Origin of the sequence: Nisaea denitrificans DSM 18348 (assembly GCF_000426505.1) — a bacterium.
In the GTDB taxonomy this organism is placed as follows: Bacteria; Pseudomonadota; Alphaproteobacteria; order Thalassobaculales; family Thalassobaculaceae; genus Nisaea; species Nisaea denitrificans.
The window spans coordinates 1,850,636-1,877,241 of record NZ_AUFM01000011.1 but is presented as its reverse complement, the minus strand read 5'-3'; the positions used below and the strand labels follow the sequence as shown (position 1 = coordinate 1,877,241).

Genomic DNA, 26,606 nt, shown 5'->3' with positions numbered 1-26,606 from the left:
TCATTGCCCGTCCTTCCCGGCAGCGGCGGTGCTGCCGCCGATGACGTGTTCGAGTTGGGCTGGTAGAGCCTGTGCCCAGTTGGTGATGTTTCCGGCGCCGAGGCAAACCACCAGGTCGCCGGCCTCGGCCAGTTCGGCGATCCTTCCGGCGAGCTCCTCAGGGGCTTGCAGCGGGTAGACATGCCGGTGACCGCGGGCGCGCAGACCGGCGACCAGGCTGTCCCGGTTTGCGCCCTCGATAGGCTCTTCACCGGCGGCATAGACGTCCGCGACGATCACACCGTCCGCGTCGTTGAAGCAGGCGCAGAAATCCTCGAACAGATCGTGCAGGCGGGAATAGCGGTGCGGCTGAACCACGGCATAGACCCGGCCATCCGGGCAGGCGGAGCGAGCGGCGGAGAGCACGGCGCTGATCTCGACCGGGTGGTGCCCGTAATCGTCGATCACGGTGATGCCGCCGGCCTCGCCGGTCTTGGTGAAGCGTCGCTTGACGCCGCTGAACCCGGCGAGCGATGTGCGGATCTGCTCGTCGCTCATGTCCATCTCAAGGGCGATGGAAATGGCGGCGAGCGCGTTGGAGACGTTGTGCTGGCCGTACATCGGCAGGGCGATGCCTTCCAGCACCCGCTCGCTGTCATGCGCACGGTCGGCGATGATGACGTCGAATTTCGCGCCGGAGCTCGTGATCTCCAGATTGCTGGCGCGGATATCGGCCTGCGGCGAGAAACCGTAGGTGATGATGCGGCGGTCGGAGACCCGCGGGATCAGCTTCTGCACCGTCGGGTGGTCGATGCACATGGTGGCGAAGCCGTAGAACGGAATATTCGCGACGAAGGCCCGGAAGGCTTCCTGCAGCTTGTCGAAATCGCCATGGAAATCGAGATGCTCGGGATCGATGTTGGTGACCACGGCAATGGTCGCCGGCAGCCGGTTGAAGCTGCCGTCGCTCTCGTCCGCCTCGACCACCATCCAGTCGCCGGAGCCGAGCCGGGCATTGGTGCCGTAGGCGTTGATGATGCCGCCATTGATCACGGTCGGGTCCATCCCGGCGCCGTCCAGCATGGCGGCGACCAGGGAGGTGGTCGTGGTCTTGCCGTGGGTGCCGGCGCAGGCGATGGACCATTTCAGCCGCATCAGCTCGCCCAGCATCTCGGAGCGGTGGACGACCGGCAGCATGCGTTCACGGGCGGCCAGAAGCTCGGGATTGTCCGGCTTGATGGCGGTGGAGATCACGAGGATCGAGGCATCGTCGATATTGGAGGCCTGCTGGCCGACGAACACGGTGATGCCGAGCTTCTTCAGGCGGCTGACATTCGGGTTCTCGGACAGGTCGCTGCCCTGCACCGAATAGCCGAGATTGTGCAGCACCTCGGCAATACCGGACATGCCGATGCCGCCGATACCGGTGAAGTGGATGGTGCCAATGTTGAGCGGCATCTCTCTCATGCGGCACTTCCTTGCTGGACAGAGGCGGTCGCGGCGGAGAGCGCCGGCGCGGTGGCGATGACGAGGTCGGCGAGCCGGTCGGCGGCGTCTGGCGTACCAGCGGCACGCGCGGCGTCCGCGGCGCGATGCAACCGGTCGGGTGCTTTCAGCAGGCCGAGCAGGGAGCCTGCCAGTTTCTCGGCGATGAACTCATCTGGCTCCGGCATCATCCAGGCCGCACCCGTCGCCTGACAGGCAACGGCATTGGCGGTCTGATGGTCGTCGGAGGCACTCGGATAGGGCACCAGGATCGCCGGGCGGCCGATGGCGTTCAACTCGGCGATGGTCGAGGCGCCGGAGCGGGCAATTACCAGATCAGCCGAGGCCATGCGGTCCGGCAGGTCGTCGAAGAACGGGCGCACATCGGCTGCAACGCCGAGGGCGCTGTAGCGTGCCTTGACCCGGTCGACATCCTCGGCCCGGCTCTGCTGGGTGATGCGCAGGCGCGGCAGCATGTCCGCCGGCAGGCAGGCAATGGCTTCCGGCACAACAGTGGAGAACACGGTCGCGCCCTGGCTGCCGCCGAAGACCAGAAGGTGCATCCGGCCGTCGCCCGTATCCGCCTTCTCCCCGCGCAGGGCGAGGGCGGCGGGCCGAACGGGATTGCCGGTGAAATGACATTTCGCCGCTTCGCTTTCCGAGAGATTGGTCATCTCGCGGAAGGAGGTGGCGATCTTTTGGGCATGCGGGGCGAGAAACCGGTTGGCCCGGCCAAGCACCGCATTCTGTTCATGCAACACCACGGGGAGGCCGAGGAAGGCGGCGGCCCGCACGGTCGGGACCGAAGGATAGCCGCCGAAGCCAACAGCTATCGCGGCATTCAGGCTCTTCAGATGCATGGCCGATTGCACGGCGCCGAAACCGAGCTCCAGGATCGCTTTCGCCTTGCCGGCCATGCCGCCCTTGCTCGGGCTGGCGGCGCGGATGCGGCGCACGGCAATGTCCGGGTTCTTGCCTTCATAGCGGCCGCCGCGGTCATCGGTCACAAGCGCGACGGAGATACCCCGGCGGAGCAATGCTTCGCCGAGGGAGAGGGCGGGGAAAATGTGTCCGCCGGTGCCGCCGGCGGCGAGGATGACGGTCTTGCCGGTCATAATGCCTCCATCCGGCCCGCGCGGCTGCGGGTCAAGGCGAGCACCAGGCCCATGCCGAGCGCCAGCGCCAGCAGGGAGGAGCCGCCATAGCTGATGAAGGGCAGGGTCATGCCCTTGGCAGGCATGAGCTGCAGGGCGGAGGCCATGTGGATCAGCGCCTGCAGGCCGAACTGGGCGAGCAGGCCGGCGCCGGCGAGCAGCACGAACAGGCTCTGCTCGGCGAACAGCCGGGCGAAGCCGCGCAGCACCACGAAGGCGAACAGGGAGATCAGCAGGATGCAGACGATGGCGCCGAATTCCTCGCCGGTGACGGAGAATACGAAATCGGCATGGGCGTCCGGTAGATAGGCTTTCACCTGACCTTCGCCGGGGCCGGTACCGAGCAAACCACCATTACGGAAAGCCTCCAGCGAGCGTTCGACCTGATAGCTGTCACCGGCGGCGGGATCGAGGAAGCGGTTGATCCGGTCGTTGACGTGCGGGAACAGGAAGTAGGCCGCAACCAACCCGCCGACACCGCACAGCATGGCGCCGCCGACAAACATCATCGGCAGACCGGCCAGGAAGAACTGGCCGAACCAGACGAGAGAGATCACCACGGTCTGCCCGAGATCCGGCTGCATAAGCAGGAGAGAGATGACGACGCTGTACAGGACGATGGCGATCCACTGCCCCGGAAAACCGTTATCCTTGCGCCATTCGGAGAACATCCAGGCGGCCACGACGGCGAAGCAGGGCTTCAGGAATTCCGAGGTCTGCAGCGAGAAGCCGCCGATGGAGAGCCAGCGCCGGGCGCCCTTGATCTCGGCGCCGAACATCAGGGTCAGGACCATCAGCCCGAGACAGCCGATGAAGCCGACGACCGCGATCCGGCGGACCTGCAGCGGCGTCATCAGCGAGCAGACGAACAGAATGCCGGCAGCGACCGGCAGCAGCATCAGCTGGCGGCGCACGAAATGGTAGCTGTCGAGCCCGATGCGTTCCGCCACCGAGGGGCTGGCGGCAAAGATCATCAGGGCGCCGAACAGAATGATCAGCAGCAGCGCGCCGGAGGTCCAGCGGTCCACGGTCCACCACCAGCGGCCAAGGATGCTTGTATCTGTGCGGGCGATCGAGCTCATGGCCGTGCCTCCCCGCATTTTGCGCCGGAGGTCAGCTGCAGCACCTGGTCACGGAACCGGTCGCCGCGCTGCTCGAAATTGTCGAACTGGTCCCAGGAGGCGGCGGCGGGGGACAGCAGCAGCGTCGCGCCGTCGAGATGCTCTGTCTTGGCCATCTGATGCGCGGCCGCGACGGCCTTGTCGAGCGTGCCGCAGGATGTGTGCGGGACGGCTTCACCCAGAGTCTCGCCGAATTTGGCTGCGGACTCGCCGATCAGGAAGGCGTGGCGGATGCGCGGGAAATAGGGTTTCAGCGGCGCGATACCGCCTTCCTTGGCCAGGCCACCGGCGACCCAGTAGATCGGCGCGTAGCAGCCAAGCGCGCGTTCCGTCGCATCGGCATTGGTCGCCTTGCTGTCATTCACATAGCGGACACCGCCGCACTCGGCGACCAGCTCCTGACGATGGGCAAGGCCGGGGAAACTGTTGATCGCCTTGGCAATCACGTCTCCGGCGATACCGGCGGCGCGGGCCGCGGCAAAGGCGGCGGCGGCATTCTGGTGATTATGGGCGCCGGGAAGGGTGCGCGCGGCGGCCAGATCGTGCAGAATCTTGTCGCCCTCGACGAGCCGGGTGCCGGCCGAGCGGATATCGGCGGCTTCGTTGTCGTTGCCTGAAATCCGGATCACCTGTGCCAGCGTGTCCGAGATGGCGGCGGCATCGGCATCGTCGATACCGACAATCGCCGTCGCGCCCGCTGCCTGATTGGCGAAGATCCGTTGTTTTGCCGCGATATACCCGGCCAGCCCGCCATGCCGGTCCAGATGGTCCGGCGAGATGTTCAGCAGAATGGCGATATCCGGCGCCAGCGACGGCGTCAGCTCAAGCTGGTAGGAGCTAAGCTCCAGGATATAGGTGCCGTCCGCACCGAGCGGCGCGAAGGACAGCACAGGGGTGCCGAGGTTGCCGCCGACTTCGGCCTGTTTTCCTGCGGTCTTGAAGATATGGCCGATCAGCGCCGTCGTGGTGGATTTACCGTTCGTCCCGGTGATGGCGACGATTTTGGCGTCCGGGCATTCCGCCAGCAGCAGCTCGACATCGCCGATGATGGCGACGCCTGCCACCTTGGCGTGCGCGGCGGCCGGGTGCGGCGCCGGATGGGTATGCGGGATGCCGGGGCTGAGCACGAGAGCGTCAATGCCGGTCCAGTCCGCCTGATCCGGGTTTTCGATCCTCGCGCCAAGGCGTGCGGCCTCGGCGCGCCGGTCTTCCCGATCGTCCCAGGCAATGACGATCGCGCCGCCGGCGACAAGCGCCTCGACCGTAGCCAGCCCGCTGAGGCCGAGCCCCATGACGAACAGGCTTTTACCGGATTTGCTGCGGCAGACGATCATCGCTCCTACCTCAGCTTCAGGGTGGAAAGGCCGATCAGCGCCAGGATGACGGCGATGATCCAGAACCGGATGACGATGGTCGGCTCCGCCCACCCCTTCTTCTCGAAGTGATGGTGCAGCGGGGCCATGCGGAAGACGCGCTTGCCGGTCAGCTTGAAGGAGGCGACCTGGACAATCACGGAAGCGGTTTCCAGCACGAACAGCCCGCCGATGATGGCGAGCACCAGCTCGTGCTTGGTGACGATGGAAATGGTGCCGAGCGCGCCGCCGAGGGACAGCGAACCGGTGTCGCCCATGAACACCATGGCCGGCGGGGCGTTGAACCAGAGAAAGCCAAGCCCGGCGCCGAGCAGGGCGCCGCAGAACACGGCAAGCTCGCCGGTGCCCGGGACATGGTTGATCTGCAGATAGTTGGCGAATACCGCATTGCCGGTCAGGTAGGCGATCAGCGCGAAGCACAGGCAGGCGATCATCACCGGGACGATGGCCAGGCCGTCGAGCCCGTCGGTCAGGTTGACGGAGTTGGATGCGCCGACCATGACGAAGATGGCGAAGGGCGCAAAGAACCAGCCGAGATCGATCAGCACATCCTTGAAGAACGGCACGGCGAGGCCGTTCGCCAGATTGGCAGGCATGCTGTCCTGGATCATCAGCACGGCGATCACGGAAATGACGATCTGTCCGAGCAGCTTGATCTTGCCGGGAAGGCCCTTGGTGTTGCGCTTGGTCAGCTTCAGATAATCGTCGGCGAAGCCGAGCAGACCGAAGCCGCCGGTAACCACCAGAACTGCCCAGATGAACCCATTGCTGAGATCGGCCCAGAGCAGGGTGGAAACCGAAAGGGCGATCAGGATCAGCAGGCCGCCCATGGTCGGCGTGCCTTTCTTCGTCAGCAGATGGCTTTCCGGGCCGTCCTCGCGGATCGGCTGGCCCTCGCGCTGCTTGCTGCGTAGCCAGTCGATCAGCCAGGGACCGAGTACGAAGCCGATCAGCAGGGCGGTCATGATCGCCCCGCCGGTCCGGAAAGTGAGATACCGGAACAGGTTGAAGATTTGATAGTCGTCGGAGAGAGGGACGAGCAGGTTGTACAGCATGGTGCGTCCCTAGCCTCCGTAAGCCGCGCTGGGCGGCGTTATCTGGTTTGAATCAGCAAGGTCGCGGATGGCGCTGACGATTGGCGCCATGGCCATGCCGAGCGAACCTTTCACGAGGACGACGTCGCCATCGGAAAGCTGATCGGCGACCAGTTCGGCAAGCTCATCCGAGGTGGCGCTGTGGCCACCGAACAGCATCGGCGGCAGGTTGCGCCCCATGCGGTCCATCATCGGGCCGACCGTGAAAACGAGATCGGCGGAAGCGCAGACCTTTGCCAGCAAATCGAGGTGCAGGAAGTCGGACCGTTCGCCGAGCTCCAGCATGTCGCCGAGCACGGCGATCCGGCGGCCCTGTCCCTTGGGCTTGGTCATCGAGAGCACTTCGAGGGCGGCGTTAACGGAAGCCGGGCTGGCATTGTAGCTTTCGTCGATCAGCAGCAGGCCGATCTCGCCGAAGGCGATCTCTTCCTGGCGTCCGCGTCCGGCCTTTGCCGTTACATCCCGAATGGCCGTTGCCGCTTTGTTGAGATCCAGACCCAGTGCATGAATGCAGGCAAGCACGCCGACGGAATTGAAGGCCCAATGCATGCCGATACCGTCAATCCGGTAGACCAGCTGCTTGCCGGCCACCCGGATGACAATGTTGGAGCCGTCGGGGCCGCATTCGGCACCGATCAGCCGGACGTCCGCGTCTTCGCTGCGTCCGAAGCTGACGATCCGGGCGCCGGCGGCCTCGGCTTTGTCGGCGCAGAAATAGAAATGTGCGTTGTCCCGGTTCAGCACCGCGAGTCCGCTGTCCTTCTCCAGACCTTCGAAGATCTCGCTTTTGGCTTCGGCGATCTGTTCCAGGTCGCGGAAATGCCCGATGTGGGTTTCCTCGACATTGGTGATGATGGCGAGGTCAGGCCGGACCAGCCGGGTCAGATCTGAAATCTCGCCGAGATGGTTCATGCCGAGTTCAAGCACGGCGTAATCAGCGTCCTTGGGCAGACGGGCCAGGCTGAGCGGCGCCCCGATATGATTGTTCAGGTTACCGGCGCTGGCATGGACCGAGCCGAAGGCGGCCAGTGCCGCCGCCAGGGAATCCTTCGTGCCGGTCTTGCCGACGCTGCCGGTTACGGCGAGCACTTTTGCCGATGCGCGGGCCCGGGCTGCCACGGCGATATCTGTTAGGCCGCCGAGAACGTCTTCAACCTCGAGCAGGGATGCGGTGCCGTCCAGTCCGTCCGGGATGCGGCTGACCAGTGCCGCCGCTGCGCCGGCTTCAAGCGCGGTGCCGACATAGTCATGGCCGTCGACCCGTTCGCCCGGCAGGGCAACGAACAGGCAGCCCGGCGTCACTTTGCGGCTGTCGATAACCAGATCCGCGATCTCGAAGGCGGGCCCGTGAAGGTTGCCGCGCGTCGCCTTGACCAACTCGTCCGATGTCCAAAGCGAAGCGGTCATCGAACTTCCCCCAGGAGAGTTGATACGACGGCGCGCGCGGCGTCTCTGTCGTCGAAGGGCCGGGTTTCGGTTCCGACGATCTGATAGGTCTCGTGGCCCTTGCCGGCGATGATCAGGGCATCGCCGGGCTGCAGGGCCTTGATGGCAGTGGAAATGGCCGTTGCCCGGTCGCCGATTTCGGTTGCGCCGGGGCAGGCAGCCATGATTTCGGCGCGGATCTTTGCCGGTGCTTCCGTCCGCGGGTTGTCATCCGTCACATAGACATGATCGGCAAGATCGGCGGCGGTCCGGCCCATGATCGGGCGTTTGCCCGTGTCCCTGTCGCCGCCGCAGCCGAACACCAGATGCAACGCGCCGGTGACATGGGGACGGACTGCCGTCAGCACAGTCTCCAGTGCCTCGGCCTTGTGGGCGTAATCGACGAAAATCGGCGCGCCGTTCGGGTGGCGGACCGCAAGTTCCAGGCGGCCACGCACACCGGCGAGGGCGGGCAGGCAGTCGAAGACCTTCGCGGCATCGACACCGGAGGCGATGACGATCGCGCTCGCTGCAAGGGCGTTCATGGCCTGGAAAGCACCGATCAAAGGCAGCTCGACGGTGCGCTCCTGGTCGGCGAAAGCGATGGTCAGGTGCTGGCCGGTAGCGGTCGGCTCACGCCGGATCAGCCGGAGATCGGCGTCCGGGGCGGTCCCGAAACGGATTGTCCTAAGACCGCGCTTGGTCGCGATAGCCGCTATCTCGGCGCTTTCCGGAGAATCTGCATTCAGGATGACGGTGCCGTCCGCCTGCAAAACCCGTTCGAACAGACCGGCCTTTGCCTTCAGATAGGAGGCCATGTCCTTGTGGTAGTCGAGATGCTCGTGGCTGAGATTGAGGAAGGCCGCGATGCCGACCTTCACGCCATCGAGGCGGAACTGGTCGAGCCCGTGGCTGGAGGCTTCCATCGCCAGATGGTCAATGCCGCGATCCGCAAGGTTTGAGAGCGCGGCATGCAGCTGCACCGGGTCCGGCGTGGTCAGGCCGGGGCCGTCCGTGCCGTCGTCGGTGGTAATGCCGAGGGTGCCGAGGCTGGCGCTTTTCTCGCCGAGTGCGGCCCAGATCCGGCGGGTGAATTCGGCTGTGGATGTCTTGCCGCTGGTGCCGGTGATGGCAGCGACGGTGCCCGGCTGCTCGCCGTAGAACCTGGCCGCCATCAGGGCGAGGCGCCGGCGCGGGTTATCGTCGGCAATCACGGCAACGGTGTCTTCGCCCGCATCCGTACCGTCTTCCGCCAGCACGGCAACGGCACCACGGCGCACGGCGTCGCCGATGAACTTGCGGCCATCGAGCGAGCTGCCGCTGAGTGCGGCGAACAGGTAGCCGGGCTGAACCTGACGGCTGTCGGCGGTCAGTCCCGAGACGTCACGCTCCAGCGCGCCCGATGCCAGCAAGGCGGCGGTGCGCGGGTCGTGGCGGATCAGGTCGCCATTTATCAGCTCAGAAAGACGCAAGTGCCTTTTTCCCCTTGGTTTCAGGGATCTTCACCATCAAAGAACGGCGAATTTCAGGCGCTTCTTCGTCTACGGGGGTCACATTCAGGAATGGCGCCGCGCGCTCGACGATGCGTTTTACTGCCGGCGCGGCGACCCAGCCGCCGGTGGCGTATCCGTAGGAGCTCTTGTTGCCTTTCGGCTCGTCCACCATGGCCAGCACGACATACTGCGGGTCGTTCACCGGGAAGGCGGCGACGAAAGAGGAGAGCAGGGCCTTTCGCTGATAACCGCCACCACGTCCCGGCTTTTCAGCCGTGCCGGTCTTGCCGCCGACCAGATAACCCTTGGCGTTGGCGTTCCGTCCGGTGCCTTTTTCGACCACGAGACGAAGCAGGCGGCGCATGGCATGGGAGGTCTTCTCGGAGACCACCCGCTCGCCGACCAGCATTTCCGTTGTGTCTCTGCGGAGCAAAGTCGCCGGATGGCGAACGCCGCCATTGACGATGCTGGACACGCCGTTCGCCAGCTGGACCGGGCTGACCGCGATACCGTGTCCGAAGGAGATCGTCATGGTGTTGATCGGCCGCCACGGGTTCGGCGACAGCGGACGCCCGCGCTCCGGCAGCTCGATTGCGGAGGAGTCGAGGAAGCCGAGCTTCTTCATGAAGCTCTTCTGCCGCTCGCCGCCAACATCCATGGCCATCTTCACCGACCCGATGTTCGACGAGTACATGAAGATCTCGGGCACGGAGAGCCAGCGGTTCTTGGCATGGTCGTCATTGATGGTGAAGCGCGCGATCCGGATCGGTTTGCTGGCGTCATAGCCGTTGTGCATCGTCGTCGTGCCGTAATCGAGCGCCATCGCTGTGTTAAAGATCTTGAAGGTCGATCCCATCTCGTAAACGCCGAGCGTGGCCCGGTTGAACACCGCGTCGTCGGAGATCTTGTCCCGGCGGTTCGGATCGAAATCCGGCAGCGAGATCATGGCGACGATTTCGGAGGTGTTGACGTCCATGACGATGCCGGCGGCGCCGATGCCGTCGAAGGCATCGATCTGGGTCTGCAATTCCTCGCGCAGGATGTGCTGAATCCGGACGTCGATGGAGAGGCGCAGCGGATCGGAGCCGTCGCGCAGCATGGAGTCGAAGCTCTTCTCGATGCCGGACAGCCCGACATCGTCAAAACCCGCGCGACCGACGATATGGGCGGTCAGCCGGCCCTGCGGATAAATCCGCTTCGACTCGTTCTGGAAATACAGGCCGGGGATGCCGAGTTTGTTGACCGCATATTGCTGGCGTGGCGTCAGGTTACGCTTGATCCAGGTGAAGCGCTTGTTGTCGGAGAACTTGGCAACCAGATCGGCATGGTCCAGTTCCGGCAGGACCGTGCGGAGCTTCGCCGCCGACACGGCCGGTTCCATGACGTATTTCGGATCGGCATAGAGCGACGGGACGTTCAGCGTGGTCGCCAGCAACATGCCGTTGCGGTCCACGATGTCGGCGCGCCCGGTCTTGTGGGTCAGGGTGCCGCGTTCCTCGGCGAGCCGGGGCTCTTCCGCCCGCTCGAACACGGAAACGTCGATCACTCGTGCGGCAATCACGCAAAAGGCCAGAGCGAAGACGGAACCGGCGATCAGCAGGCGGGTGCGACCCTGTTCAAGGGCCTGCTTGCCGTTGCCCTCGATCTTCAGGGTTTTTTCCGGGGCCGGGATATCGGTTGTGTCGAGCCGCGTGTGGGTCATCACTGCTCCCCCGCTTTGATCGAGACAGGCCGGACCATCGGCAGGACGATGCCGTTGTCGCCTCTGTTGGCCAAGTGCAGGTCGTCCGGGTCGCTCAGCAGCTGCGGCAGCATGTCGACAGAGGTCAGCTGCAGACGATTGGCTGTCCGGTTTTCACTGAATTCACGGATCAGGTGCTCCAGCCGGTCCGGCCGGTTGAGGTAGCTCCATTCCGCGTTCAGAACCTGAATGGCTTCCTGGTCAGCCAGGATTTCCCGGTGCAGCGCGTTCAGCCGGTCTTCGCGCTCCTGCACCTCATGCTTGATGAGAAAGAGCGAGATCCCGGCGCAGGTGGCGAGCAGCAGCCAGAGGGTCATGGAGCGCCGCATCATGCCGCCTCCCGGTCCCAGGCCGGAGCATCGGTGCGTTCGGCTACGCGCAGGCGGGCGGAACGGGCGCGCGGGTTGTGCCGCTCTTCTTCCTCGCCGGGGCCGATCGGCTTGCGGGTGATCTCGATGAAGGACGGTGCCGGGCCGGTCTGGCCGGTTTCCGGGGTATGGCGCGACGGCCGTGCGGTCTTGCCGGCGCGTGTGCGGATGAAGGTCTTTACCCGGCGGTCTTCCAGGCTGTGGAAGGAGACAACGGCAAGGCGCCCGCCCGGATGAAGCAACCGCTCGGCTGCTTCAAGGCCGCGATCGAGTTCGCCCAGTTCGTCATTCACATAGATACGCAGTGCCTGAAAGGTCCGGGTGGCGGGGTCGATGCCTTCCCGACCCTTGATACGGGTGCGCGGCACCACCCCGCGGACAATCTCAGCAAGCTGGGATGTCCGCAGGATGGCGCTGCCTGTCCGTGCCAGGACGATGGCTTTGGCGACACGGCGGGAAAGCCGCTCTTCGCCAAGTTGGTAAATCAGGTTCGCGAGGTTCTCTTCGGACTCGTTATTCACGACGTCTGCAGCACTCGGTCCGGACTGTTCCATCCGCATGTCGAGCGGGCCGTCCTCGCGGAAGGAGAAGCCGCGCTCGGCCTCGTCGATCTGCGGTGAGGAGACGCCAATATCGAGGGCGACGCCGTCGACCGTCTCGATGCCGGCCTCGCGCGCCAGGGTGTCCATGTCTCCGAACCGGCCTTCAAGCAGCATCAGCCGGTCGCCGAAGCGTTCCTTCAGCGCCGCGCCGCGCTTGATGGCGTCCGGGTCGCGGTCAATTGCCACCACCCGGCAGTCCGCTGCTTCGAGGAGCGCGGTTGTGTAACCGCCGGCGCCGAAGGTGCCGTCGATGAAAGTCTTGCCGGAGGCGATATTCAGGGCGTCGACAACCTCGTCGCGCAGGACCGGGATATGGACCGCGCCACTCACGTGTCTCTCCCGCGGCCGACCATGGGCAGGGTGATGCCACGGTCGCGGGCCCGCTGGCGCTTTTCGGTCCGGTGCGCCTCGTAGGCGTCCGGTTGCCAGAGCTGGAAGCTCTTGCCGAGGCCGACGAACATGATGGTGTCGGAGATGCCCGCATAGTCGAGCAGGTCCTGCGGCATCATCACCCGGCCATCGCCGTCGATGGTGAGCTGCCGCGCGTCGGCCAGGATGGTCTGGAGATCTTCGGCTTCTTCGGAGAAGGCATCGAGCCGGTCGATGGAGTCGACCATTTCCTGAATGCGCTCGTCGCCGCAGCCGTCGATGCAGGGATGTTTGAAGGACGGGTAGAGGATCAGGCCCGAGGAAGCCTGCCGCTCGAGAACGCTGCGAAACGATGCCGGAACGGACACACGTCCCTTCCGGTCAACCTTGTTCGCAAATGTGGACAGAAAAACTGCCACGACTTCCCCCGTTCTCGACCGGCACCCCACCCGCTGGACTGCCGTTCCACCTGCAAGACACCGGACCCTTCATCTGCCTGGCGTCTGCCCCTGTCCGGTCCGTTTGACCCGCCACGATGGAGTGGGCATGGGTCTGGTACGGTCCCGTATGGGATTACATGGGATACCATGGGTTAAAGTGGAGTGCAATGGGAATGAAGTGGGAAAACCGCGCAACTCCGGGGTTTTTCTAAGGTTTTCGAACTAATTCAAAACAAAGCTTCAGAACTCGCGGATGCGCGGAGGCTTTTTGGTTAATGTGCGAGCATCAGGCGACTTGAAACCGCCGAAAAATCTTAATGTTCGTGATTTGTTCTCATTGATTTAGACTTGCGCGCATTGTGCGAAAACCCGCAATGCAGGCTCCGGATGAAGTGAAGCGCCGGTTTGGAAGCCGGGGGAATAAACGATCAGGCGGTCTATAAGCCGGGTTCTGTCCAGCATCCGAAGATGCTTGTATGGCCATTCCTCTGGGACGATCGTTACCGACCGCCTCGCGCGACCTACCCGGATGACGATGCGAAAACTCACCTGCCGCCACCTCGCGGCGCGACCGGCCATCCCTATTTGGTCTTGCTCCCGGTGGGGTTTACCATGCCGCGTCCGTTGCCGTCCGCGCGGTGCGCTCTTACCGCACCCTTTCACCCTTACCCGTCGGCCGAAGCGGACGGGCGGTTTGCTTTCTGTGGCACTTTCCCTAGGGTCGCCCCCGCCGGGCGTTACCCGGCACCGTGTCTCCATGGAGCCCGGACTTTCCTCCAGCGGCTTGCGCCGCCAGCGGCCATCCAACCGCCTGATCGGCGCAACAGATAGAGCCGGGGAGAGGGGCGGTCAAGCGGCGGCGTCACCGTTGCGAAAATAGTGTCGGTCCCGGGGGATAGTGCCGGGCCGTGCTTTCCTAGAGTGGGCGGCATTGATTCAGAAGGCGGACGGCGGCATACCTTGGGCCGGATCGCTGCACATCCTCCATTGAAAGCCCGAGGTCACCGCCATGTCCGCCAACAGTCAATCCGCCGCCAAAGCGCTGGTACTGCGTTACTACGATGCCTTCAATGCCGGCGACGTGCCGGGAATGCTGGCCTGCCTCTCTGACGATGTCGCGCATGACGTCAACCAGGGCCCGCGCCGGGAGGGCAAGGCTCTGTTCGCGGAATTCTGTGCCCACATGTCCCGCTGCTATCGGGAGCAGCTATCGGACATTGTCATTATGGCCTCGGACGACGGCAGCAGGGCGGCGGCCGAATTCACGGTCAGCGGCACCTATCTGGCGGATGACGAGGGGCTGCCGGCCGCAAACGGCCAGACCTACAGGCTGCCCGGCGGTACTTTCCTCGATATCAGTGACGGCAAGATCTCGCGAGTGACCACTTACTATAATCTTGAGGACTGGATCGCGCAGGTGGCTGGGACCGGGGCATGAGTGTAGTGCTTTCCGTTCTGACCCCCGAAAGCCCGGGCTTCACGGAAGCGGTCGAGCAGGTCGCGGCGCTGCGCATCGCCGTGTTTCGGGAATGGCCTTACCTCTATGACGGAACGCTTGAATTCGAGCGCTGGTACATCGCCAAGCTTTCAGAAGCCGAGGGGGCGATCATCGTCGCCGCGAAGGACGGCGCTGCCGTTATCGGTGTCTCCACGGGGATGCCGCTGCTGTCCGAGCATGAGGAGCTGATCGGCCCTTTCAGTGAATACGGTTTCGATCCGGCCGAAGTCTTCTACGGCGCGGAAACGGTGACGCTGCCTGAATATCGCGGCCGTGGCCTCTACCGGGAGTTCCTGGAACGCCGCCGTGAGCATGCGAGGCGTCTGGGCGGATTTCGCTGGGAGACGTTCTGCGGCGTCGTTCGGCCCGCCGATCACCCGCTCCGGGACCACGCGGCCCGCCCGGTGGAGGCGGTCTGGGAGCGGCTCGGCTACCGGCGCATCGAGGGCCTGACGACGGGCTTCAGCTGGAAAGACCTGAACGAGGACGAGAAGAGCGAAAAACTGATGCAGTTCTGGGTCCGGGAACTCTGATGAGCAGGGCCCGCAAGTTCACGGTCGCCTCCGCCCAATATGGTATCGGCCGGCCAAAGAGTTTCGATGACTATGCCGGGCGCATCACCGCGAAGGCGGAAGAAGCCGCGCGTGGCGGAGCGTCTCTGCTGATGTTCCCGGAATATGGCGCGATGGAACTGGCGTCACTCTTCGGCGAGGAGATCGAGGCGGATCTGCAGGGGCAGATTGGCGCGCTCGACGAGTTGGCCCCGAAAGTCGATGCCCTGCATCTGGATCTCGCGGCGAAGCACGGCCTGCATATCCTCGCTGCGTCCCTGCCGGTGCGGGTGCCGGGCCGGGAGCTGCCGGTGAACCGGGCACGTCTCTTCGCGCCGAACGGCCGGCATGGGCATCAGGACAAGATCATCATGACCCGCTTCGAGCGGGAAGAATGGGCGATCGGTGGCGGTGACGGGCTGTCCGTTTTCGAAACCGATCTCGGCTGTATCGGCGTTGCCATCTGTTACGACTGCGAATTCCCGCTGCTGGTCCGGACCATGGTGGAGGCCGGAGCCGAGCTGATCCTGATCCCGAGCTGCACGGACACCTTGCGCGGGCATGGCCGGGTCCGTGTCGGCGCCATGGCCCGGGCGCTGGAAAGCCAGTGTTACGCTGTCGTCAGTCCGACCGTCGGCAAGGCGCCCTGGTCGCCGTCCGTCGATATCAATCGCGGCGTCGCCGGTGTCTACGGCCCGCCCGATATCGGCTTTCCGGAAACAGGCATTGTCGCCGAAGGCCGGTTCGACGAGGACATGCTGCTGCTCACTGAAATCAACCTCGATCTGGTCGCCGAGGCGCGACGGGCAGGCCAGGTGCTGAACCATCAGCATTGGAACGAACAGCCGGGCGCCGACCTCTGGCCAATCCCGCCGGTCCGGACAGTGGATTTGTTGTCTCCCTGTCAATGAAGCCAATAGGGCCTAGAACCGGTCCGGTGGCTCATCCCGTAATCTAGGCAGCAAAGGCTTCAGGCGCAGTCCGTGTTGGAGCAGCCGGCTGGGGATCCACCAGTCTGCATTCGATTGGGTGGACCCCCGTGGCTCCGACTTGAGCTGCCGGCTTCGCGGCCTAGAGCGCGTCTACCGCAGCGGTACGGATCTTTGGCCAGGTCTCCTTGGCTCCGGCCAGGACCGCCTCTTTGTTTTCGAGGTACTTCTGGAAAATCGCCTCGTTGACGAAGAGATAGAGCTTGCCATCGACGATGTCGGCATAGCGGACGTCTCCGTCCAGCTTCTTGCCGAGCGAGACGCCAAGTGCGCAAAAGCCTCCGTACTGCGGCAGAAAGGCCTGCGGGTCGTTCTTGAAGCGATCTCGTGTCTTGGCCGAGGCGAAGTAGTAGTCGACGCCGTCATGCGCGGCCGTGAAGTCGGCGGAACCGAGTCTCGCTGCCTCTCCACCAAATAGCGACGTTGGATCGAAGCCATGGACTCCGAGCGGATTGCCGGTCAGCGTCAGGCCGTTCGACACATTGTATTCGTCAGCCGCATACGCCGCTGACGCGTAGAGTGCCAGGCCGTAGAAGATTGTTGCGGCTGTGGCGTAGGCCAGGACCGTTTGTCTCCGAATCATCTTACTGTTCCTTCTTGTGATCGTTTTGGACGTGCTTGTGCAGGGGAAGGGCCGGCGCCGGGGAAGTATCGGCGCCGGCGTGGTTTAGCTGCCGTTGGTCATCCGCTTGACGGCGTCATCCGTCCACCAGACAGCATTCGCCACCATTCGGAAGTTGATGATGGCGGCGAGGTAGCCGTCTCCTTCCGGGACTTTTGCGCCCGCTGTCGCATCGCGGACGACGGCGACTTCGTAGCCAAGTTCGAGAAGGTCATAGAGGTGCGCTTGAGTGCAGAGGTTCGCCGACATGCCGGCGAGGATCACCTTGTCGATCCGGCGCTTGCGAAGCTGAAGATTGAGGTCGTTCTGCGCCGGGCTATAAACCTTGTGCGGCGAGCAGACGGTTGTCTCGCCATCTTCGATGTACTTCTTGTACTGGGGCATCCAGTCGGCGCCGGATCCTTCGAAGTTTTCCAGGTTCAGCGGGCCGAGCCGGTCAAACATCCCGATCGAGTGCATGGTCTTTTCCAGCGTGCCCTCGAATTGCCACTTGTGATCATGCGGGTAGTAGTAGTGAGGGGAGATGAACACCGGTATGCCAGCCGACTTCGCGGCGATGAACAGGCGCTCGATGTTATCGACCGTTCCCTGTTCGGTGACGCTTTCGCCGACGACCCCCCAGGTGACGCCTTTTTCCGAGAGGAAATCGATCTGAGGGTCCGTCACGACAAGGGCGGTTCGACCTGGTTCGATGGTCATATCGATCTGGGGTAGGCCCGGGTTCTCCGGATCGGCGTAGGTGGCGCGTGCCTGCTCGGTGGCTGCCAATGCGGTGCTGCTGGCACCGACGGCACCGACAACAGTAGCTCCTGCGGCGCCGGCCAACAGACGGCGACGTGCCAAATCGACATGTTCATGGGTGATGTCGCAACCACAGTTGTGATCGTGCTTGCTGTTCATATCTGAACTCCTTGTTTGTGATCTGGCCAGGGAGGCAGCACACCGCACCGGCCGGCTGAAGAAACCGGCGGTTGTCGCCGGACAAACCCATCCCGTTCGCGGGCGAGGTTCGTCCGCGGCGGATTGGGAGATCGATATTTCTGGTAGGCCGTTGCTACGCGGCCGGATCTGAAGTCTTGGCTAGAGTCTCAGTGTCGAGAGCCCGGCGTAGTCTTGGGGTCGTGGCCCTTGCCGCCACCTGAACAGCCGCTGGGACTCGCTGATCGGCAGCTCATTGATGGATGCGATCCGTTGCCGCATCAGTCCATCGGGTGCGAACTCCCAGTTCTCATTGCCATAGGCCCGGAACCAGAAACCACTGTCGTCGCGATACTCGTAGGCGAAGCGGACCGCGATGCGGTTGTCTTGAAACGCCCACAATTCCTTGATGAGACGGTAGTCGAACTCGCGCGACCATTTCCGAGTCAGGAATTCTACAATTCGGTCACGCCCCTCGAAGGTCTCCGCCCGGTTTCGCCATCGGCTATCTGGCGTATAGGCAAGCGCCACTTGCTCTGGAGATTGGCCGTTCCAGGCATCTTCGGCCTTCCGCACCTTTAATGCGGCCGTCTCCTCGTTGAATGGGGGAAAGGGTGGGCGGCTCATTGATTGCCTCCTGTGACTGGCTGAAAAAGATGTTCCGTCAGGCGGCGTTTGCGTTGACGGCCGGAAAGTCGATCGGCGTGCTGAACGCTTCGTTGAGGTAGTTGGTCAGCGTGTTCAGGGCGACATGCGCCACGATTTCAACGAGCTCGCCGTCGCTGTATCCAGCGGCTCGGACAGCCGATACGTCGTCGTCGCTCACATGACCGCGCTGGTTAACCAGAGCCACGGCGAAACGAATTGCCGCATCGGCTTTTGGGTCACTGGAGGACCCTGCGCGGTTTGCGGCGATCTCCGCATCATCGAGCTGGGCGAGGTTCCTGGCGAGATAGGTATGGGCCGAGAGGCAATAGGCGCAGCCGTTGATCTGTGCGACGGCAAGCGCGATCCGCTCCCGCGTCTGTGGTTTGAGCGCTCCTTTCGCAAGGGCACCGTTGAGGCCCAGAAAGCCTTCGAGGGAGGCTGGGCTGTTAGCGGTCAAACGGAAGAGGTTCGGAACGCTGCCAAGCATCTTTTCCACTCCTTGCAGGAAGGGCTGTGCAGCGGCGGGGGCGTCGTCGATCGAGGCGGGAAACTGAAGTCGGGTCATCATTTGCTCCTTGGACATACGCAAGTGCGCGTCGTTTCGATGACTGAATATATACAGACAGGTCTGTCTATTATCAAGATGAATTTTTTTGAGAAGATTCTTAGAACCTCTTGCAGAGGTGATCATAGGCGCACAAATTAGACAGATCTGTCTGATAAAGCGCTGTGCTTTGGGAAGGAGCCAATATAGTGACTTCGCGCCGGGATGACCTGATCGATACTGCCCTGCGACTGTTCTATACCCAGGGCTTCCACGCCACCGGGATCGATAAGGTCTTGGCCGAATCCGGAGTGGCCAAGATGACGCTCTACAAGCATTTCAAGTCGAAGGACGAACTGATCCTGGCGGTTCTGAATCGGCGAGACGAGCAGTTCCGCAATTGGCTGATGGGTGAGATGGAGAAGGTCTCATCCAATCCGCGTGAGCGCCTGATCGCCATGTTCGACGCCCTCGAGATCTGGTTCCGGGGGCGAGCCTTTAAGGGACTTGGCTTCTCCGGCTGCGTCTTCATCAACGCCTCAAGTGAATTCGGCGATCAGGAGCACCCAGCCCACCGCATATCGAGTGAGCATAAGCGGCGTATTGTCGATTATCTGACGAAGGTTTGCGCTGATGCTGGCGCTCGAAATCCATCAGAGCTGGCCGAGCAACTTGCCCTTCTAAAGGAAGGCGCGATCGTCACCGCTCATGTCCGTGGCATATCGGAGGCCGCCCGTACCGCAAAAACGATAGCTGAAGGATTGGTTGCTGCGGCTATTGGCGGCCAACCGTCAACCGAGAAGTAGGTGCGCGCGTTTCCTGCCGACCGTCACTTAGTCTGCAGTCTCGCAGTATCTTCTAACCTGAGCCCCACAAATCCCAACATATTTCGCGGAGAGCCCGCCCTCTGAGATGAAACGGGTTTACGGCGAAAGCAGTCGTGCGCTTCAGTCATTTGACGGAATACAATCCAAACAACGCAACCACCCGACGCATCTCTTCACCTCCCTCCTTGTTCCGAACGGCAACACGGCTATAACCGTTTGGCATCTCTCCAACAGTAGGGCATCACCATGAGCATTCGCGTCGGCATTGTCGGGATCAGCGGTTTTGGTGGCGGTGAGGCGCTGCGCCTGGTCGCGGGGCACCCGTCTTTCGAGCTGGTCTACGCTGCGGGCGAGAGCAGCGCCGGTCGCCGGTTGGTGGACCTCTTCCCGGGTGTGCCGACCAAGCTGGCCGAGCTGGTGATCGAGAAGTGGGACCCTTTAACCCTGCCGAAGCTCGACGTGCTGTTCGCGTCGTTGCCCACTGGAAGCTCGGCTGATGCTCTCTCGCGCGTTCCCAAGGACGTAAAGATCGTCGACATCGGCGGTGACCACCGTCACGTCGAGGGGTGGGCGTACGGCCTGGCCGACGTCTGGCCAGAGCAGATCGACGGGCAGACCCGCGTTGCCAACCCCGGCTGTTTCCCCGCAGCGACGCTTACCGCGCTGGCTCCGCTGCTGGCCAATAAGCTGATCGAGCCCGGCAACATCATAATCGACGCCAAGACCGGTATCTCCGGTGCCGGCCGAGGCGGCGGTGACAGAAAGTTCGGCTATTCCGAGAGCAACGAGAATTTGATCCCCTACGGTCTGCTCAAGCACGTCCACATGCCCGAGATGGAGAAGACAATCGAGCTTCTGAGTGGCGGCAGCGCTGCCGGGCTGGTGTTCACGCCACATCTGGTGCCGATGACCCGGGGCGTCCTTGTCACCATGTACTGCCGCGGTAGTACCAGCACGAGCGCGTGCCTGGATGCGGCCCGGAATTTTTATGACGGGCGTTCGTTCGTCCGCGTGACCGACAAGCCGCCACAGACCAAATGGGCGACCGGCTCGAACCTTGCGTTCGTCAGCTATGCGGCCGATCCGGAGCGTAATCTGGTGATCGCGATGGGCGTGGTCGACAATCTCGGCAAGGGAGCGGCAGGTCAAGCGGTGCAGAATGCGAACCTGATCTGCGGCCTGCCGGAGGTCGCAGGGCTGGACGGCGCGCCCGTTTGGCCGTGAGATATCTGCTTCCGTCGCTTCGTAATCTCGCGGCAATCCGGCTCTGGCTGGGCGATTATCAGATCGCGACCTAGCGCCTTGTCGCCCCGGTTCCGGCAGGCGGGTCACTCGCCATCGGGCGGTTGCGCTGCCGCTCGCGCAGGAAGACGAACAGGCCGGAGGCCATGATCAGGAAGATGCCGATCATCACTTCAAGACCCGGCAGATATCCCCAGATGGCCCAACTCCAGAACACGGCAAGCAGCAGGCCGGTATATTCGAACGGCGCAATGGTTGCCGCGTCAGCCGAGCGGTAGGCGGCGGAGAGGCAGTAGGCGACGGCGGCCGAATTGAAGCCCAGCCCGATGAAAAGCCAGAAATCCACGCCCTCCGGCCAGACCCAGGCGCGGAGCAGGAAGATCAGGCTCTCGTTGTCGCTTCCTTCCGCGAAACGGCCGTCACCGGCAAAGATCCAGAACAGGCCTGCGACGATCAGGAACATCAGCTGAATATAGACCGCGAGCGCGGAGGGTTTGCTGCTCATGCCGAGCTTGCGGGTCATGATCTGCATGCCGGCATAGGTTATGGCCGCAATCACGGGCAGCACGAGCACAAGACGGCTGACGCCGAGATCGTCAGAACTGGCCCAGGGACGCTGCATGATCATCACGCCAATGAAGCCGACCAGGACAGCGCCGAGACGGAACGGCCCGACCTTCTCGCCGAGGATCGGGATGGAAAGCAGGGTAATGAACAGCGGGGCGGCGAAGAAAAGCGCGGTCGCGTCGGCCAGCGGCAGCACTGCGAGGGCTGCGAAAAAGGACATGTTGGCGATGACGACAAGCAGGCCGCGCAAGGCGTGCAGTCCCGGCCTCCGGGTTTTCAGAATGCTCCAGCCACCTTCGAACTGAACGATCACCAGACTGAAGGCAATACCGATCGCCGAACGGGTAAACACCATCTGATGCAGGGGATAGCCGCCAGAGAGTTCCTTGATGAGCATGTCATTGATGGAGATCGCAAGCATTCCGGCCAGAATGAGGGCAATTCCGAAGGTCGGGCGGTTGATGGCTGTCGCGGATGTCTCGGTCATATGGCGGACACTAGGCCTTAAAAAACATCGTGTCTTGTCCCGACGCGCCGTCTCCTTCCGGGAGGTGCGGCGCAAGGGGAACAGTTCCGAAAGATCGGGCGTTCAGTTTGGGGCGTGGCCGTTTTTCAGGTATCCGGCTGCGGCGTCAGGCGTGCGGCCAGGTGCCGTTCCCGGAAGAAAACGGCAAGGCCGCCGGCAACAATCAGAACAATCCCGAACGCGACTTCGGGGCCTGGGACTTCGCCCCAGATCACCCAGCCCCAGAACACGGCCATCATCAGGCCTGTATATTCAAAGGGAGCCAGGGTTCCGGCATCTGCCATCCGGTAGGCTGCCGAAATGCAGTAACTGGCAACGGCGATGTTCCCTCCGAGGGCAAGGAAACGCCAGATATCCGGTGCTTCGGGCCAGACCCAGGGCCGAAGCAGAAACAGCAGGCTCGGATTTTCCAGTCCGGCAGCGAACTTGCCATCTCCGGCAATCGCGCCGACAGCGATCGAAACCACGACGAAAACGGCCTGAATATATACCGCCATCGCTGACGCCTTTGAAGTCAGGCCGAGGCGCCGGGTCATGACCTGTTGCAGGGCATAGGCACTGGCCGCAACCAGTGGCAACAGGAGGACAATCCGGCTGACGCCGAGGTTGCCCGCATCGGCCCAGGGGCGTTGCATGATCAGAACGCCGGCGAAACCGATGAGAACCGCGCCCAGTCTGACCGGTCCGATCCGCTCGCCGAGCACCGGTACCGAAAACAGGGTGATCAGGAGCGGGGCCGCGAAAAAGATTGCGGTCGCCTCGCCGAGCGGCACCACGGCGATGGCCGCGAAGAAGCAGGAATTGGCAATGACGATCAACAGGCCCCGGAGGAAGTGGAGGACGGGCTGGCGGGTTTTCAGTATGGCCCAGCCGCCCTCGAACAGGACGAAGACGAGACAGAGAGCAAGGCCGATCAGAGCGCGTGTGAAGATCACCTGATGTAGCGGATAGTCGCCGGACAGGCTCTTGACCAGGGCATCGTTGATCGACATCGAAATCATCGCTGCAAGGACCAAGGCGATGCCAGCGGCTGGCTTGTTAAGGTGCGCCGTATGGGTCATTCACCAGCCTAGAAAAACAATTGCCAAAGCAGCGGCAGCAGGATTGCTGTGGCGAGCGCGTTCAGGCCCATCGCAAGGCCGGAGAAGGCGCCTGCGACCTCGCTTACCTGCATGGCTCGGGCGGTGCCGATGCCATGCGCTGCAATGCCGATGGCGAAGCCGCGTGCCGCCCAGTCCTTGAAGCGGAACAGGTCGAGCATCAGCGGGCCGATCATGGCGCCGAGGATGCCGGTCAGGATGACGAAGACAGCGGTGAGCGAGGGCAAGCCGCCGAGCTTCTCACTGATGCCCATGGCAACCGGTGTGGTCACGGATTTTGGCGCGATGGAAATCAGGGTCGCCTCGGAGATATCGAAGGCCCAGCCAATGGCGACGGCGCTGCCGGTCGCGACCAGGGAGCCGAAAACCACGCTGAGCAGGATCGGGATCAGGGCTTTACGAATGCGGGAGACCTGCCGGTAGAGCGGCAGGGCGAGTGCGACCGTGGCCGGGCCGAGCAGGAAATGCACGAACTGCGCGCCCTCGAAATAGACGAGGTAGGGAGTCTCGGTCACGATCAGGATAGCCACCAGGACGATGACCGCGATGAGTACTGGGTTTACCAGCGGGTGCATGCCGAGCCGCTCATAGAGCTTTTGCCCGCCGAGATAGGCGAGCAGGGTGAGGAACAGATGCAGTAGCGGGCTTGCCGACAGGTAAACCCAGATGTCGCTGAAGCCGCCTTCCATCAGCTGTCTCCCCCGACGCTACCTTGACCCACTCGGGTGAATTTCTTCAGGCCGACCATGAGCAGAGCGGTAAGCACGACAGTGATGGCGGTACTGCCGATCAGTGCGGCGGTAACACCGATCCATTCACGCTCGATCAAGCTCAGATGCAGCATCACGCCGACGCCGGCTGGGATGAACAGTAGGGACAGATTGCGGAGCAATGTGTCGGACACGGCGGCGACCGGCGCGGGCACCTTGCCGTGGATCATCAGGCCAGTGAACAGGATGACCATGCCGACGACCGGCCCGGGCAGGGGCCAGCCGGTGGCGGCAATGAATAATTCTCCCAGCAGCTGACAGCCGAGCAGCAGGGTAATGGCACCGATCATGGGAATCTCCGGAGGCAAGGACACTCCGGACTCTAGCGCCGCTCTCCGGTGGTTAACAACAGACTCTCGGAGAGGGCAGGGTCAGGCTGCCGCTGCCAGTTCGCCGGTTTCCATCATGACGCAGCGCACACGCTCGATGCCGGCGAAGAGGCAGGCGGCGAAACGGTGATTGCCGTCGCAGAGCCGTCCGTTGCGGATAATAATGCTCATCCGCTTCCGGTCGCCGTGGCGGACCAGCCAGGCGACGCGCGCGGCATGATCTTCGGCTTTCATCGGGGTGTTCGGGTCACGATTGTCGTCGGGAGCGATCAGCCGTTCTTCGGCCAGCGCGCGCTGGATATCCGCGTCGGTAATGCGGCGCTCGCTTCCGGCCCAATAAGGATAATCCTCAAGGCCGCACTCCGTCGCCACATCAAGTAAATCGCGCTCTACCAAGCGAATGCCCATCGCCGGTCTCCCTGCCACATCGTCGGTTTCTCATCCGGCGACGGGCAAGCGCTGCTCCGGGAAGAGCAAAGGCCGTTTGCGGGGTGTCGCAAACGGCCAATCGGCCCGTGTAATTGCCGCCCCCCGTATGGGTGACAGCGTGTCCTGCAGCAATTGCGTTTTATGCATAGGGCGCATGCAGTTTGCGCATGGGAAAAGGTGAAATTTAACTTGCTAATTCAGTGGGCTGCATCGTTCCGGGGTAAGTTTTTCGAGGGCGGTAAAAAATGGTCTCTGAGCGACAGGTTGGGCGCGGAAAAGGCACAACGTCTGGCGCTCAGTCCCACTTTTATGCGGCGCCCTTGCCGCTCTCCCGCGCATCCACCCATTCGGCACCGTTGTCTTCCTCTTCGAGGTTCCAGAACGAAGCCCTGATTTTCAATCAGTCGAACAGGAAATGGCAGGCATCGAAGGCGATTCCGTTAACTCGTTCCGCCGCCTCCAGGTCGACGGACAACGTGTCTGCCGCGACTACCGGACAATAATGGTTTTCAGGCGATCAAGCCCGAGAACGGCTAGTCCGGCTAAAAGCCCCCAGAACGCGGACCCAATACCGAACAGGCCAATCCCGGAAACTGTAACGACGAAGGTCACGGCGGCGGCAAATCGATGGCGTTCTTCCGCCAAACCGTTGCCGATCGCTCCCACGAATGGGCCGAGAAGCGCGAGCCCGGCTATCGTCAGGATCAGCGCTTCGGGGAAGCTGGTGAACACAGCCACAACCGATGCGCCGAAAATGGCAAGAAAACCGTAACCGAGTGCATAGAACGGTCCGCAGAGCCACCGTTTGGACGGATCCGGATGGGCGTCCGGTCCGGTGCAGATCGAGGCGGTGATTGCTGCAAGATTGGATGTGTGGGCGCCGAGCGGGGCGGTCAGGAGCGAGGCGAGGCCGGTCACTGTCAGGATCGAACGCATCGGCGCGTGATATCCGGCGGCGCGTAGTACGGCTGCACCGGGAAGGTTCTGCGACGCCATGGTTACGAGGTATAGCGGGACCCCGACCCCGATCAGCACCGCGGGATCAAAGGTCGGATGGATCAACGTGAACTCCGAAAGGCCGAGTGCAGGAATTGAACCGATCATCCCCAGACCCTGCGCCAACATGATGCCGACAATGAGCACCAGCAAGACTGCCCATGCAGGCGAGATCAACCGGAGAACCATGAAGCCCCCGACCAGAGGCAGGACGAGTGCTGGGCTCCCCTGAAGTGCCCCGAATATTTCGAGCACAAAGGTAAAGAGAACGCCTGCCAGCATGGAGGATGCGATCGCTGACGGAAGTTTCTCGACAAGTGCGCCAAGGGAGCGGAAAGCGGCAGTGGCCAGGACAAGAGCTGCGGCAACGAGGAAGGCACCAACCGCGCTGCTCATGTTTACACCGTTCGTCGCCGCAATCAGCGCGGCCCCCGGCGTCGACCAGGCCGTGACGACGGGCAGCCGGTGGCGAACGCTCAGGAAACCGGACGTCGCCATCATGGCGAGGCATAGGCCTCCGATCCAGGAGGCGGTCTCAAGTTCCGTGGCGCCAACGGCTTTTGTTGCCGCCAGAACGACCGCGACCGATCCGCCGAAGCCGACAACAACCGCGACGAACGCGGAAATGACGATTGAGGAGCGCATGTGGATCTCTTTTGGATGCAAAAATAAAAATTGGATACAAAAAGAGATTTTGTCAATTATTCAAACGCGCTAGGTTTAACTATGAGTAACGTGGAAAAAGTAACCGAAATGCATGGCCGGGTGTTGAGGCGACGCGGTGGGACCGTGGCGGACATCGTTTCCGGGCTCCGTCATGAGATTATTTCAGGCCGATTGTCGCCGGGCAGTCCGTTGCGTCAGGAGCATCTGGCAGAGCGTTTCAAGGCCAGCCGGATGCCGGTACGTGACGCCCTGAGGCTTCTTGAAGGCGAGGGGTTTGTCCAGCTCGACCCGAACCGGGGCGCCAGAGTGGCTCCGATCTCCGTAGATGACGTTCAAGAGATATTCGAGATGCGGGTTGCCGCGGAGAGCCTGGCGCTCAGGATCGCATTGCCGGAATTGAGCAATATGCAAATTGATCGGGCGGCGGCAGTTCAGGATCGCATCGAGCGTGCGCCTGCATCGGAATATGGCATGCTGAATGCGGCATTTCACAAGACGCTCTATGCTCCGGCTGCGCGCCCACGGCTCCTAAGCCACATCGACATGCTGGGCCAGGCGGCGAACAGGTATCTGAGCATGACGATCGCCACGCTGGATTATGCGAGCCGCTCGAATGCCGAGCACCATGACTTGCTCCTTGCCTGCAGAAAGCGAGACGAAGGCCGCGCCGTGTCCTGCCTCGTGATGCATATTGAAACTGCGGGAAAGGCTCTGGTCTCGAGTTTGGAGGCGTCCTAGGG

27 protein-coding genes and 1 other RNA gene are annotated in these 26,606 nt (G+C 62.8%); 6 read left to right on the top strand and 22 right to left on the bottom strand.

Features of this window, described 5'->3' with window-relative positions; translation table 11 throughout:
- The 12 genes from murC to rnpB all read right to left on the bottom strand — a co-directional run bounded on the left by murC (position 1) and on the right by rnpB (position 13,459).
- A complete protein-coding gene (gene murC, locus K328_RS0109835) occupies positions 1–1,446 on the bottom strand; it encodes a UDP-N-acetylmuramate--L-alanine ligase (RefSeq protein WP_028465842.1) in 1,446 nt (481 codons plus the stop codon).
- Positions 1,443–2,579, bottom strand: a complete 1,137-nt coding sequence (gene murG / locus K328_RS23315) for an undecaprenyldiphospho-muramoylpentapeptide beta-N-acetylglucosaminyltransferase (protein WP_051284699.1) — start codon at positions 2,577–2,579, stop codon at positions 1,443–1,445. Before murG ends, murC begins: the two co-directional genes overlap by 4 nt.
- Entirely contained in the window at positions 2,576–3,700 is a 1,125-nt protein-coding gene (locus K328_RS0109825) for an FtsW/RodA/SpoVE family cell cycle protein (RefSeq protein WP_028465841.1), read from the bottom strand. Before K328_RS0109825 ends, murG begins: the two co-directional genes overlap by 4 nt.
- Positions 3,697–5,073: a UDP-N-acetylmuramoyl-L-alanine--D-glutamate ligase gene (murD, locus tag K328_RS0109820; RefSeq protein ID WP_028465840.1), complete on the bottom strand. Its 1,377-nt coding sequence runs from the start codon at positions 5,071–5,073 to the stop codon at positions 3,697–3,699. The genes K328_RS0109825 and murD overlap by 4 nt, the downstream gene beginning before the upstream one ends.
- 5 nt (positions 5,074–5,078) lie before the next feature.
- Positions 5,079–6,167, bottom strand: a complete 1,089-nt coding sequence (gene mraY, locus K328_RS0109815) for a phospho-N-acetylmuramoyl-pentapeptide-transferase (RefSeq protein WP_028465839.1) — start codon at positions 6,165–6,167, stop codon at positions 5,079–5,081.
- A gap of 9 nt (positions 6,168–6,176) precedes the next feature.
- Entirely contained in the window at positions 6,177–7,613 is a 1,437-nt protein-coding gene (locus tag K328_RS0109810) for a UDP-N-acetylmuramoyl-tripeptide--D-alanyl-D-alanine ligase (RefSeq protein ID WP_028465838.1), read from the bottom strand.
- On the bottom strand, positions 7,610–9,103 hold the full coding sequence (locus K328_RS0109805) for a UDP-N-acetylmuramoyl-L-alanyl-D-glutamate--2,6-diaminopimelate ligase (RefSeq protein ID WP_028465837.1): 1,494 nt from the start codon (positions 9,101–9,103) through the stop codon (positions 7,610–7,612). The genes K328_RS0109810 and K328_RS0109805 overlap by 4 nt, the downstream gene beginning before the upstream one ends.
- Entirely contained in the window at positions 9,090–10,826 is a 1,737-nt protein-coding gene (locus K328_RS0109800) for a peptidoglycan D,D-transpeptidase FtsI family protein (RefSeq protein WP_028465836.1), read from the bottom strand. Before K328_RS0109800 ends, K328_RS0109805 begins: the two co-directional genes overlap by 14 nt.
- Positions 10,826–11,197, bottom strand: a complete 372-nt coding sequence (ftsL, locus tag K328_RS25755) for a cell division protein FtsL (protein ID WP_051284698.1) — start codon at positions 11,195–11,197, stop codon at positions 10,826–10,828. Before ftsL ends, K328_RS0109800 begins: the two co-directional genes overlap by 1 nt.
- Positions 11,194–12,165: a 16S rRNA (cytosine(1402)-N(4))-methyltransferase RsmH gene (rsmH, locus tag K328_RS0109790; RefSeq protein WP_028465835.1), complete on the bottom strand. Its 972-nt coding sequence runs from the start codon at positions 12,163–12,165 to the stop codon at positions 11,194–11,196. The genes ftsL and rsmH overlap by 4 nt, the downstream gene beginning before the upstream one ends.
- On the bottom strand, positions 12,162–12,623 hold the full coding sequence (gene mraZ, locus K328_RS0109785; RefSeq protein WP_028465834.1) for a division/cell wall cluster transcriptional repressor MraZ: 462 nt from the start codon (positions 12,621–12,623) through the stop codon (positions 12,162–12,164). Before mraZ ends, rsmH begins: the two co-directional genes overlap by 4 nt.
- Positions 12,624–13,068: 445 nt before the next feature.
- An RNA gene (gene rnpB / locus K328_RS25780) (RNase P RNA component class A) lies at positions 13,069–13,459 on the bottom strand.
- Between the two features lie 194 nt (positions 13,460–13,653).
- Here rnpB and K328_RS0109780 point away from each other — a divergent pair.
- The 3 genes from K328_RS0109780 to K328_RS0109770 are packed head-to-tail and all read left to right on the top strand — an operon-like array spanning position 13,654 to position 15,604.
- The gene (locus K328_RS0109780; RefSeq protein ID WP_036553300.1) at positions 13,654–14,082 is read left to right on the top strand and encodes a ketosteroid isomerase-related protein; all 429 of its coding nucleotides are present in this window, start codon (positions 13,654–13,656) and stop codon (positions 14,080–14,082) included.
- Complete coding sequence (locus K328_RS0109775; RefSeq protein ID WP_036553299.1) at positions 14,079–14,675, top strand: hypothetical protein; 597 nt, start codon at positions 14,079–14,081, stop codon at positions 14,673–14,675. Before K328_RS0109780 ends, K328_RS0109775 begins: the two co-directional genes overlap by 4 nt.
- A complete protein-coding gene (locus K328_RS0109770; RefSeq protein ID WP_028465831.1) occupies positions 14,675–15,604 on the top strand; it encodes a carbon-nitrogen hydrolase family protein in 930 nt (309 codons plus the stop codon). The genes K328_RS0109775 and K328_RS0109770 overlap by 1 nt, the downstream gene beginning before the upstream one ends.
- A gap of 160 nt (positions 15,605–15,764) precedes the next feature.
- Here K328_RS0109770 and K328_RS0109765 read toward each other — a convergent pair whose 3' ends face one another.
- From K328_RS0109765 to K328_RS0109750, 4 genes are all read right to left on the bottom strand, one after another.
- On the bottom strand, positions 15,765–16,265 hold the full coding sequence (locus tag K328_RS0109765) for a YHS domain-containing (seleno)protein (RefSeq protein WP_028465830.1): 501 nt from the start codon (positions 16,263–16,265) through the stop codon (positions 15,765–15,767).
- Between the two features lie 84 nt (positions 16,266–16,349).
- A complete protein-coding gene (locus K328_RS0109760) occupies positions 16,350–17,204 on the bottom strand; it encodes a cysteine hydrolase family protein (protein ID WP_028465829.1) in 855 nt (284 codons plus the stop codon).
- Between the two features lie 180 nt (positions 17,205–17,384).
- On the bottom strand, positions 17,385–17,849 hold the full coding sequence (locus tag K328_RS0109755) for a nuclear transport factor 2 family protein (protein ID WP_028465828.1): 465 nt from the start codon (positions 17,847–17,849) through the stop codon (positions 17,385–17,387).
- Between the two features lie 37 nt (positions 17,850–17,886).
- Positions 17,887–18,435, bottom strand: coding sequence for a carboxymuconolactone decarboxylase family protein (locus tag K328_RS0109750; protein ID WP_028465827.1), 549 nt, complete (start codon positions 18,433–18,435; stop codon positions 17,887–17,889).
- 188 nt (positions 18,436–18,623) lie between these two features.
- Between K328_RS0109750 and K328_RS0109745 the strand changes: the two genes are divergently transcribed.
- Together K328_RS0109745 and argC are read left to right on the top strand one after the other, a co-directional pair.
- Positions 18,624–19,220, top strand: a complete 597-nt coding sequence (locus K328_RS0109745; RefSeq protein WP_028465826.1) for a TetR/AcrR family transcriptional regulator — start codon at positions 18,624–18,626, stop codon at positions 19,218–19,220.
- Between the two features lie 267 nt (positions 19,221–19,487).
- On the top strand, positions 19,488–20,465 hold the full coding sequence (gene argC / locus K328_RS0109740) for an N-acetyl-gamma-glutamyl-phosphate reductase (protein ID WP_028465825.1): 978 nt from the start codon (positions 19,488–19,490) through the stop codon (positions 20,463–20,465).
- A gap of 70 nt (positions 20,466–20,535) precedes the next feature.
- Here the strand turns inward: argC and K328_RS23305 are convergent, their stop codons facing one another.
- The 6 genes from K328_RS23305 to K328_RS0109700 all read right to left on the bottom strand — a co-directional run bounded on the left by K328_RS23305 (position 20,536) and on the right by K328_RS0109700 (position 25,845).
- On the bottom strand, positions 20,536–21,537 hold the full coding sequence (locus K328_RS23305) for a DMT family transporter (RefSeq protein WP_051284697.1): 1,002 nt from the start codon (positions 21,535–21,537) through the stop codon (positions 20,536–20,538).
- 125 nt (positions 21,538–21,662) lie between these two features.
- The gene (locus K328_RS0109725) at positions 21,663–22,637 is read right to left on the bottom strand and encodes a DMT family transporter (protein ID WP_028465824.1); all 975 of its coding nucleotides are present in this window, start codon (positions 22,635–22,637) and stop codon (positions 21,663–21,665) included.
- 8 nt (positions 22,638–22,645) lie between these two features.
- Complete coding sequence (locus K328_RS0109720; protein WP_028465823.1) at positions 22,646–23,365, bottom strand: LrgB family protein; 720 nt, start codon at positions 23,363–23,365, stop codon at positions 22,646–22,648.
- Positions 23,365–23,736 carry a CidA/LrgA family protein gene (locus K328_RS0109715; RefSeq protein WP_036553297.1) on the bottom strand — a complete coding sequence of 124 codons (372 nt, stop codon included), beginning with the start codon at positions 23,734–23,736 and terminating at the stop codon, positions 23,365–23,367. Before K328_RS0109715 ends, K328_RS0109720 begins: the two co-directional genes overlap by 1 nt.
- A gap of 81 nt (positions 23,737–23,817) precedes the next feature.
- Positions 23,818–24,183, bottom strand: a complete 366-nt coding sequence (locus tag K328_RS0109710) for a hypothetical protein (protein ID WP_028465821.1) — start codon at positions 24,181–24,183, stop codon at positions 23,818–23,820.
- Between the two features lie 510 nt (positions 24,184–24,693).
- The gene (locus K328_RS0109700) at positions 24,694–25,845 is read right to left on the bottom strand and encodes a benzoate/H(+) symporter BenE family transporter (RefSeq protein WP_028465820.1); all 1,152 of its coding nucleotides are present in this window, start codon (positions 25,843–25,845) and stop codon (positions 24,694–24,696) included.
- An 81-nt stretch (positions 25,846–25,926) separates the two neighbouring features.
- On the opposite strand from K328_RS0109700, the gene K328_RS0109695 reads away from it, so the two are divergent.
- Positions 25,927–26,604, top strand: coding sequence for a GntR family transcriptional regulator (locus K328_RS0109695; protein ID WP_205620603.1), 678 nt, complete (start codon positions 25,927–25,929; stop codon positions 26,602–26,604).
- Positions 26,605–26,606: the final 2 nt, after the last annotated feature.

Coding starts and splice junctions, on each gene's coding strand:
- K328_RS0109770 (WP_028465831.1), top strand. CDS start 14,675: ATGAGCAGGGCCCGCAAGTTCACGGTCGCCTCCGCCCAATATGGTATC.
- murD (WP_028465840.1), bottom strand. CDS start 5,073: ATGATCGTCTGCCGCAGCAAATCCGGTAAAAGCCTGTTCGTCATGGGG.
- K328_RS0109810 (WP_028465838.1), bottom strand. CDS start 7,613: ATGACCGCTTCGCTTTGGACATCGGACGAGTTGGTCAAGGCGACGCGC.
- murC (WP_028465842.1), bottom strand. CDS start 1,446: ATGAGAGAGATGCCGCTCAACATTGGCACCATCCACTTCACCGGTATC.
- ftsL (WP_051284698.1), bottom strand. CDS start 11,197: ATGATGCGGCGCTCCATGACCCTCTGGCTGCTGCTCGCCACCTGCGCC.
- K328_RS0109750 (WP_028465827.1), bottom strand. CDS start 18,435: ATGACCCGACTTCAGTTTCCCGCCTCGATCGACGACGCCCCCGCCGCT.
- K328_RS0109700 (WP_028465820.1), bottom strand. CDS start 25,845: ATGCGCTCCTCAATCGTCATTTCCGCGTTCGTCGCGGTTGTTGTCGGC.
- K328_RS0109825 (WP_028465841.1), bottom strand. CDS start 3,700: ATGAGCTCGATCGCCCGCACAGATACAAGCATCCTTGGCCGCTGGTGG.
- K328_RS0109780 (WP_036553300.1), top strand. CDS start 13,654: ATGTCCGCCAACAGTCAATCCGCCGCCAAAGCGCTGGTACTGCGTTAC.
- argC (WP_028465825.1), top strand. CDS start 19,488: ATGAGCATTCGCGTCGGCATTGTCGGGATCAGCGGTTTTGGTGGCGGT.
- K328_RS0109715 (WP_036553297.1), bottom strand. CDS start 23,736: ATGATCGGTGCCATTACCCTGCTGCTCGGCTGTCAGCTGCTGGGAGAA.
- K328_RS0109725 (WP_028465824.1), bottom strand. CDS start 22,637: ATGACCCATACGGCGCACCTTAACAAGCCAGCCGCTGGCATCGCCTTG.
- K328_RS0109800 (WP_028465836.1), bottom strand. CDS start 10,826: ATGACCCACACGCGGCTCGACACAACCGATATCCCGGCCCCGGAAAAA.
- K328_RS23305 (WP_051284697.1), bottom strand. CDS start 21,537: ATGACCGAGACATCCGCGACAGCCATCAACCGCCCGACCTTCGGAATT.
- K328_RS0109755 (WP_028465828.1), bottom strand. CDS start 17,849: ATGAGCCGCCCACCCTTTCCCCCATTCAACGAGGAGACGGCCGCATTA.
- K328_RS0109710 (WP_028465821.1), bottom strand. CDS start 24,183: ATGGGCATTCGCTTGGTAGAGCGCGATTTACTTGATGTGGCGACGGAG.
- K328_RS0109720 (WP_028465823.1), bottom strand. CDS start 23,365: ATGGAAGGCGGCTTCAGCGACATCTGGGTTTACCTGTCGGCAAGCCCG.
- murG (WP_051284699.1), bottom strand. CDS start 2,579: ATGACCGGCAAGACCGTCATCCTCGCCGCCGGCGGCACCGGCGGACAC.
- K328_RS0109695 (WP_205620603.1), top strand. CDS start 25,927: ATGAGTAACGTGGAAAAAGTAACCGAAATGCATGGCCGGGTGTTGAGG.
- mraY (WP_028465839.1), bottom strand. CDS start 6,167: ATGCTGTACAACCTGCTCGTCCCTCTCTCCGACGACTATCAAATCTTC.
- K328_RS0109760 (WP_028465829.1), bottom strand. CDS start 17,204: ATGAACAGCAAGCACGATCACAACTGTGGTTGCGACATCACCCATGAA.
- K328_RS0109765 (WP_028465830.1), bottom strand. CDS start 16,265: ATGATTCGGAGACAAACGGTCCTGGCCTACGCCACAGCCGCAACAATC.
- K328_RS0109775 (WP_036553299.1), top strand. CDS start 14,079: ATGAGTGTAGTGCTTTCCGTTCTGACCCCCGAAAGCCCGGGCTTCACG.